We start from the raw sequence: 8203 nt of genomic DNA, 5'->3' as shown, positions 1-8203 counted from the left end.
TGGGCGGGGTTCATCTCGCCCAAGCCCTTGTAGCGCTGGCGGCTGGTGGTGCGTTCGGCTTCGCTGATGAGCCAATGCATGGCCTGGCGGAAGTCGCCCACTTTTTCTTCTTTTTGGCGCTCGCCTTCACCGCGCAAGGCTTTGGCGCCTTCGCTGAGCAAACCTCTGAAGGTGTCAGCCGCTTCAGCCAGTGCGCCGTAGTCGGCGCCGTGCACAAAGTCTTGCGTGATGATGCTGCTCTTGATGTTGCCGTGGTGGCGGCGGCTGATGCGCAGAATCGGTTTGTCGGTGCGCACGTCAAACTCGGCGGCCACTTCGGCCGGGATGCCGGTGGTGTTGAGTTCGCGCAGCTTGGCTTGCAGCGCGGGGGCGCAGGCGGCAGCCAGCTCCAGGGTGTCCAGGTTGAGTGACACGCCGTCGGCCATGGCGCGCAGGGCTTCAGCGTCCATGAAGTTGGACAAGCGGGCAATGACGTGTTCAGCCACTTGGTGTTTGCGCGCCAGGGTTTCGAGGGTTTCGCCCGTGAGGATTTGGGGCGCAGCACCGCCTGTGCTGACGCTGGCGTCCCTCAATGCGATGCGCAACAAGAAGCCGTCGAGTGCCGGGCCGTCTTTGAGGTAGAGCTCTTCTTTGCCGGCCTTGACTTTGTACAGCGGAGGCTGGGCAATGTAGATGTGGCCGCGCTCGACCAGGTCGGGCATTTGGCGGTAAAAGAAAGTGAGCAGCAGGGTGCGGATGTGCGCGCCGTCCACGTCGGCGTCGGTCATGATGATGATGCGGTGGTAGCGCAGTTTGTCGACGTTGAAGTCGTCGGTGCCGCTCTTGCCAGATTCAGCGCTGGCTTTGCCAATGCCGGTGCCCAGCGCGGTGATGAGGGTGACAATTTCGTTGCTGGTCAGCAGTTTTTCGTAGCGGGCTTTTTCCACGTTCAAGATCTTGCCGCGCAGCGGCAAGATGGCCTGAAATTTGCGGTCACGGCCTTGCTTGGCCGAGCCACCGGCGGAGTCGCCCTCGACGATGTAGATTTCGCACAGGGCCGGGTCTTTTTCTTGGCAGTCGGCCAGTTTGCCGGGCAGGCCCATGCCGTCGAGCACGCCTTTGCGGCGCGTCATTTCGCGGGCTTTGCGGGCCGCTTCGCGGGCGCGGGCGGCTTCCACAATCTTGCCGCAGATGATCTTGGCGTCGTTGGGGCGCTCTTCAAGGTAATCGTTCAGGGCTTTGGCCACGATGTCTTCGACTGGGGCGCGCACCTCGCTCGAGACCAGCTTGTCTTTGGTCTGGCTGCTGAACTTGGGCTCGGGCACTTTGACGCTCAGCACGCAGCACAGGCCTTCGCGCATGTCGTCGCCACTGACCTCGACTTTTTGCTTTTTGGCGATCTCGTTTTTCTCGATGTATTTGCCAATCACCCGGGTCATGGCCGCACGCAGGCCCGTCAGGTGGGTGCCGCCGTCACGCTGGGGGATGTTGTTGGTGAAGCACAGCACCGATTCGTTGTAGCCGTCGTTCCACTGCATGGCCACTTCCACACCGATGCTGGTGCCGGGGATGCCGCCGTAGCTGTCGGCCGGGCGCTCGCCATTGGCATGGAAGGCGTTGGGGTGCAGCACTTTTTTGTTGGCGTTGATGAAGTCGACAAAGCCTTTGACGCCACCTGCGCCCGAGAAGTCGTCTTCTTTGCCGCTGCGCTCGTCTTTCAGGCGAATGCGCACGCCGTTGTTCAAAAACGAGAGTTCGCGCAAACGCTTGGCCAGAATTTCGTAATGGAAATCGGTGTTTTGCGTGAAGATTTCGACGTCGGGCAAAAAGTGCACTTCGGTGCCGCGCTTGTCGGTGGCACCCGATACACGCATGGGCGAGACTTCCACGCCGTCCACGGTCTCGAGCAAACGGTTTTGCACAAAGCCTTTGGCAAAGTCGATCTGGTGCACTTTGCCTTCGCGGCGCACCGTCAGGCGCAGCCATTTGCTCAATGCGTTCACGCACGACACGCCCACGCCGTGCAGGCCGCCCGAGACCTTGTAACTGTTTTGGTTGAACTTGCCGCCCGCGTGCAGTTCGGTCAGGGCGATCTCTGAGGCGCTGCGCTTGGGCTCGTGCTTGTCGTCCATCTTCACGCCGGTGGGGATACCGCGGCCGTTGTCGGTGACCGAGATCGAGTTGTCCGAGTGGATGGTGACCACGATGTCGTCGCAGTGGCCGGCCAGCGCTTCGTCAATCGAGTTGTCCACGACCTCAAAGACCAAGTGGTGCAAGCCGGTGCCGTCCGAGGTGTCGCCGATGTACATGCCGGGGCGTTTGCGCACCGCTTCCAGGCCTTCCAGAATCTGGATCGAGCCTTCGCCGTAGCCTTCGGATGCACCCGCTTGGTGGGCGTCGATCTTGGGTTGTGCGGTGGTGAAAGCGTCTTCGCTGGGCTGGATGGCGTCGGTCATGTGGGTTTTTCTCTGTCGCTTGAATGGCCGAAACCCGCGAGGGGTCGCGGGTTTCGATAAGGTGGGCCAGGAAGGGGCCGTTAGGGCTTTCGCCTTAAATGCGCATGGGCATGACCACGTATTTGAAGTTGTCGTTGTCGGGAATGGTGATCAGCGCCGAGCTGTTGCCATCGGCCAAATCGATGCGCACCATGTCTTGGCCCATGTTGGTCAGCACGTCGATGATGTAGGTCACGTTGAAACCGATTTCGATGCTGTCACCGCCGTAGTCGATGTCGAGTTCGTCCACGGCTTCTTCTTGTTCGGCGTTGGTCGAGGCCACGCGCAAGCTGCCGGGGTCAAGGTTCAGGCGCACGCCTTTGAACTTGTCGCTGGTCAAAATGGCGGTGCGCTGCAAGCACGACAACAGAGCTTGGCGGCCCAGCGTCATGTTGTTGCTGTGGCCTTTGGGGATGACGCGGTTGTAGTCGGGGAACTTGCCCTCCACGAGTTTGGTCACAAACTCCATGCCGTCAAAGCTGAACTTGGCTTGGTTGTTGGCGAACTGCATCTCGATGGCACCATCGGCGTCCGACAACAGGCGCTGCAATTCGATCACGGTCTTGCGCGGCAAGATGACTTCTTGTTTGATGGGCACTTCCACGTCGAGCGTGGCGGAGGTAAACGCCAAGCGGTGACCGTCGGTGGCCACCAGGCTCAGGCGCTTGCCCTCGGCCACAAACAAGATGCCGTTGAGGTAGTAACGGATGTCGTGCACGGCCATCGCAAACGAAACCTGACCGAGCAAAGCCTTGAGGGTTTTTTGCGGCACGCTGAACACGGGGCCAAAGCTGGCGGCCTCTTGCACCAGCGGAAAGTCTTCGGCCGGCAGGGTCTGCAAGGTGAACTTGGACTTGCCACCCTTCAAAATCAACTTGGCCTGCGACGACTCGAGGCTCACGGTCTGGTCGGTCGGCATGGTGCGCAAGATGTCGATGAGTTTGCGCGCGCCCACGGTGGTGGTGAAGTCGCCCGGGTCGCCTTCCATCTCGGCCGTGGTGCGGATCTGGATTTCGAGGTCACTGGTGGTCAGTTGCAGTGCGTGACCGGTTTTGCGGATCAGCACGTTGGCCAGCACGGGCAGGGTGTGCCGACGCTCAACAATGCCGGAGACGGATTGCAGGACAGACAGCAATTTGTCTTGGGTGGCCTTCAGGACGATCATTTGTCTACCTTTGATGGTTTTTTCAAGCACCAACCACCAAGTGGCGGTGGTCGGCGGGGGCAACAGGTGGCATTTTCGCCTGTTTTTGGGTGCTTTCGAGTGGCATTGACTTGATTGAGGCGGTAATGCAGCCAGTGATGGTGACCTGGACGCTGAAATCGAGCCCCAGCAAGCGACCGGGTGCCTGCGCCGCTGGCACGCCCCCGCGTTTGGATGCCACTTGCCCAGTGCCTTGCCATGAACCCAAAACAGCGGCCATCTTGTTCGCTTAGCCCTTGAGGGATTGTTCCAGCACGTGCAATTGCTGGTTGAGCTCGGTCAACTGCTGGCGTTCAGCGCTGATTTTGCGCACCGCATGCAGCACGGTGGTGTGGTCGCGCCCGCCAAACAGCTCACCAATCTCAGGCAGGCTTTTTTGCGTCATTTCTTTGGCCAGGTACATCGCAATTTGGCGCGGCCTGGCGATGCTGGCCGGGCGCTTTTTGCTGTACATGTCGGCCACTTTGATCTTGTAATAGTCGGCCACCGTCTTTTGGATGTTTTCCACACTGATTTGACGGTTTTGGATGGACAGCAGGTCGCGCAGGGCATCGCGGGCCAGCTGGATCGAGATGTCTTTTTGGTTGAAGCGCGAGTAAGCCAAAATTTTGCGCAGCGCACCTTCGAGCTCGCGCACGTTGGAGCGCACATTTTTGGCCACAAAAAACGCCACATCTTCGGGCATTTCGCTGCCCTCGGTGATGGCTTTGTTGATCAAAATGGCGACCCGCATTTCGAGCTCAGGCGGTTCCATGGCCACCGTCAAACCGGAGTCAAAACGCGAGACCAAGCGCTCATGGATGTCGGCCAGACCTTTTGGGTAGGTGTCGCTGGTCATCACGATGTGCGACTTTTTAGCCAACAAGGCCTCGAAAGCGTTAAAAAACTCTTCTTGCGTTCGGTCCTTGTTGGCAAAGAACTGAACGTCATCGATCAGCAGCAAATCGAGCGAGTGGTAGTGGTGTTTGAACTCGTCAAATGTCTTGCGCTGGTAGGCCTTGACCACATCCGAGACAAACTGCTCGGCGTGGATGTACAAAACTTTCGCCTCAGGCCGGTCGACCAAGAGTTGGTTGCCAATCGCGTGCATGAGGTGGGTCTTGCCCAAACCTACACCGCCATAGATGAACAAAGGGTTGTACAAATGCCCCGGCGAGCCGGATACGTGCATCGCCGCAGCACGCGCCATGCGGTTGGCCGTACCTTCGACCAAGTTGTCAAAGTTGAGCGCCGTGTTGAGGCGGCTGCGAAAGCTATTGGCAGCAGGCTCCTCGGCCAAAGGCAGGGCTTCGGCCAGGGATTCCATGGAAGATGGCGTTGAGGCTTTTAAAGGTCTCATGCCGCTTTCGCGCAGAGTGATCGCTAACTCAATTTTGACGGGATGGCCTTGCAAATTTTCCAGAATCACGGCCAGTCGGCTGGTGTATTGGGCGCGAACCCAGTCAAGCTTGAAGCGGTTGGCGACAAAAAGTGTGATGAGTTGCTGGTCCTCTGAGACCACCGCGCTGAGCGGTTTGATCCAAGTGTTGAATTGTTGTTCGGGCAGTTCCCGGGCCAATTCATCAACGCAGGCTTGCCATAGATTTTGGCCTGCATCCATGTGAAATTCTGGGTCTATTCCCTCGGGCATGTGGTTCTTTTTGTTGTGGACAGTGGGCTGATGGCGGGGCGGTGGATGCGGGTTTATCAAGAGCTTATCCACATTCACGCAAGCGGCTAGCCAAGGATCATAAACCACATCGATTCGGTCCAAGTCCGTGCACACCCTGATGGGTAGAAACACAGTTAATTTCCCGCGACGTTGAAAGTTTGCGATAATCTTGGGTTTCGCCCAAAGCCGATCCACGGCATTGGGCACAAAGGAACCGTCATGAAACGCACCTACCAGCCCTCCAAGACACGTCGCGCCCGTACCCACGGCTTTTTGGTCCGCATGAAAACCCGAGGGGGGCGCGCAGTGATCAACGCACGTCGCGCCAAGGGCCGCAAGCGCTTGGCCGTCTGATCCTTTTGTCGATGTCGCATCCGTCGTCTGGCCGTGGTGACACACCACTCTGGGCTACAGGGGTCAGCCTTGTCTTGCCGTGCAGCGTTTAAAAACACGCCCACAATTCCAAGCCGCCTTGGCTGGCAGCACTGTATCGCGGACGCCGCACTTTGCTTTGCACCGCATGACGCTGGACAAGAACGGTTTTTGGGCTAGCTCTGAACCTTTGACTGGACCTAAAGCCCCCGGTTTTGACCTGTTTGAAGGCGGTGATGTTTGGTTGGGTGCCATGGTGCCCAAGCGTTGGGCGCGCCGAGCGGTCACGCGCAATGCCATCAAACGACAAATCTACAGTGTGAGCGAGCAATTTTCAGACCGGTTGTTGATGGCCGCGCATGTGGTTCGTTTGCGCACCGGTTTTGACCGCAAACAATTTCCCAGTGCCACCTCCGAGCCTTTGAAACGGGCGGTGCGGCAAGAGCTTGAGCAACTGTTTGAGCGGGCTGTGCGCCAAGAGGTAAGTCCATGATTTTCCAACGGTTGTTGATGGGTTTGGTGCGCGGCTACCGTATGCTGCTGAGTCCTTGGTTGGGCTCGTCGTGCCGCTTTGAGCCCACTTGTTCTGCTTACGCACTTGGCGCGCTTGCGCAACATGGCGCAGCCATGGGTGCTTACCTCACTTTGCACAGGTTGGTGCGTTGCGGCCCTTGGTGCCAAGGTGGCCACGACCCTGTGCCCGAGCGAGCGCCAAAATTGTTTTCTGGTTTGTTATCCCCAAATTCTTCAAAGAAGACGCCATGACCGATATCCGTCGAACCATCCTTTGGGTGATTTTTGGTTTTTCCCTGGTTTTGATCTGGGACCAATGGCAGTTGTACAACGGCAAAAAGCCCACCTTTTTCCCCAAGCCTGAGCCGGTTGCGACCGCGCCGCTTGCGACACCCTCTGCGCCTGCCAACGAGGTTCCCTTGGTGCTGGCACCGGTGACCGCTACGCCAGGGCAAGTGCCCACGACTTCAGCAGACGCCTTGGCTGCGCGCAGCGAAAAAATCGAGGTGCAAACCGATGTGTTCAAGCTCAGTTTTGACACCGAGGGCGGCTCGCTGGTGCACACCGAATTCACCAAGCACCGGGATCTGGTGGACCCCAACAAGAACATGGTTTTGCTTGACCAAAGCAGCAGCCGGGTTTACATGGCCCAAACCGGCTTGATTGGCGGTGACTTTCCGACCCACAAAGTGCCCATGTCTTTCAGTGGCGAGCGCACACTCCAAGACGGTCAAGACCAGCTGAGGGCGCGCTTTGAATCGGCCGAAATCAATAGCGTGAAGTTGGTCAAAACCTACACACTCAAGCGTGGCAGCTATGTGATCGATGTCCAGCACGAGGTCATCAACAATGGCCAGTCCACCGTTGCACCGCAGCTGTATATGCAACTGGTGCGCGATGGCAACAAGCCGGAGGGCGAGTCGTCGTTTTACTTCACCTTCACTGGCCCCGCGATTTACACCGATGCCAAAAAGTACAACAAAGTGGACTTTGAGGACATCGAAGACAACAGCGCTTTGATCGACAAATCTTCGACCAATGGCTATGTGGCCATGGTGCAGCATTACTTTGCCAGTGCTTGGTTGCTGCCCGATGGCGTGCAACGCGAAAACTTCGTGCGCAAGGTGGACACCAATCTGTATGCCGTTGGCATGATCACCCCCTTGACCGACTTGGCCCCGGGTCAGTCCAAAACCATCAGCAACCAGCTCTACACCGGCCCGCAACTGGAAAAAGTGCTCGAAGCCCTGTCGCCAGGACTTGACTTGGTGAAGGATTACGGTTGGTTGGCCATGCTGTCCAAGCCTTTGTACTGGCTGTTAGACCAACTGCACAGCGTGCTGCAAAACTGGGGCTGGTCGATCGTGGCTTTGGTGCTGTTGCTGAAAATCGCCTTTTATTGGCTCAACGCCAAGGCCTATTCGAGCATGGCCAAAATGAAGGCCATCAACCCCAAGATCATGGAGATGCGTGAGCGCCTCAAAAACAACCCGCAGCAGATGCAGCAAGAGATGATGAGGATTTACCGCGAGGAAAAGGTCAACCCCATGGGTGGTTGTTTTCCGATCATGGTTCAGATTCCGGTCTTCATCGCCTTGTATTGGGTGCTTTTGTCCAGCGTCGAAATGCGCAATGCGCCTTGGGTGGGATGGATTCACGACTTGTCTGCGCCCGATCCCTTTTTCATCTTGCCGGTGGTCATGACTTTGACCACATTGCTGCAGACCGCGCTCAACCCTGCGCCGCCCGATCCGCTGCAAGCCAAGCTGATGTGGATGATGCCGCTGATTTTCTCGGTGATGTTCTTCTTCTTCCCCGCCGGTTTGGTGCTGTACTGGATCACGAACAACATCTTGTCGATTGCGCAGCAGTGGATGATCAACACCCGCATGGGTGTGCCGCCGCAGTTCAACTTGCCCAAGTTCAAGTGAGCCCCCACCCCCTTTAAAAGGCCGCGCAAGCGGCCTTTTTTGACCTCCGCTTTTTTCG

At 57.7% G+C, this 8203-nt stretch carries 7 protein-coding genes; 4 read left to right on the top strand and 3 right to left on the bottom strand.

Translation table 11 applies throughout. The features are described from left to right. From ACIQ39_RS07940 to dnaA, 3 genes are all read right to left on the bottom strand, one after another. Positions 1 to 2435, bottom strand: a 2435-nt coding sequence (locus ACIQ39_RS07940) for a DNA gyrase subunit B (RefSeq protein ID WP_396434076.1), incomplete at its 3' end; no start/stop codon positions are given. Positions 2436 to 2529: 94 nt separating this feature from the next. Next, complete coding sequence (gene dnaN / locus ACIQ39_RS07935) at positions 2530 to 3639, bottom strand: DNA polymerase III subunit beta (protein WP_396434075.1); 1110 nt, start codon at positions 3637 to 3639, stop codon at positions 2530 to 2532. A 268-nt stretch (positions 3640 to 3907) separates the two neighbouring features. After that, positions 3908 to 5308, bottom strand: a complete 1401-nt coding sequence (gene dnaA, locus ACIQ39_RS07930) for a chromosomal replication initiator protein DnaA (protein ID WP_396434074.1) — start codon at positions 5306 to 5308, stop codon at positions 3908 to 3910. A 240-nt stretch (positions 5309 to 5548) separates the two neighbouring features. Between dnaA and rpmH the strand changes: the two genes are divergently transcribed. The 4 genes from rpmH to yidC all read left to right on the top strand — a co-directional run bounded on the left by rpmH (position 5549) and on the right by yidC (position 8145). Beyond that, positions 5549 to 5683 (top strand): 50S ribosomal protein L34, encoded by a 135-nt coding sequence (gene rpmH, locus ACIQ39_RS07925; RefSeq protein ID WP_005798102.1) that lies wholly within the window; start codon positions 5549 to 5551, stop codon positions 5681 to 5683. A gap of 79 nt (positions 5684 to 5762) precedes the next feature. Continuing rightward, positions 5763 to 6194: a ribonuclease P protein component gene (locus ACIQ39_RS07920; RefSeq protein ID WP_396434073.1), complete on the top strand. Its 432-nt coding sequence runs from the start codon at positions 5763 to 5765 to the stop codon at positions 6192 to 6194. Beyond that, positions 6191 to 6466 carry a membrane protein insertion efficiency factor YidD gene (gene yidD, locus ACIQ39_RS07915; protein WP_396434072.1) on the top strand — a complete coding sequence of 92 codons (276 nt, stop codon included), beginning with the start codon at positions 6191 to 6193 and terminating at the stop codon, positions 6464 to 6466. The genes ACIQ39_RS07920 and yidD overlap by 4 nt, the downstream gene beginning before the upstream one ends. Next, complete coding sequence (gene yidC / locus ACIQ39_RS07910) at positions 6463 to 8145, top strand: membrane protein insertase YidC (RefSeq protein ID WP_396434071.1); 1683 nt, start codon at positions 6463 to 6465, stop codon at positions 8143 to 8145. Before yidD ends, yidC begins: the two co-directional genes overlap by 4 nt. Positions 8146 to 8203 lie beyond the last annotated feature (58 nt).

The sequence above is a fragment of the Limnohabitans sp. genome (genome assembly GCF_044361645.1).
Classification (GTDB): domain Bacteria; phylum Pseudomonadota; class Gammaproteobacteria; order Burkholderiales; family Burkholderiaceae_C; genus Limnohabitans_A.
This window is presented reverse-complemented; position numbering and strand designations above follow the sequence as displayed.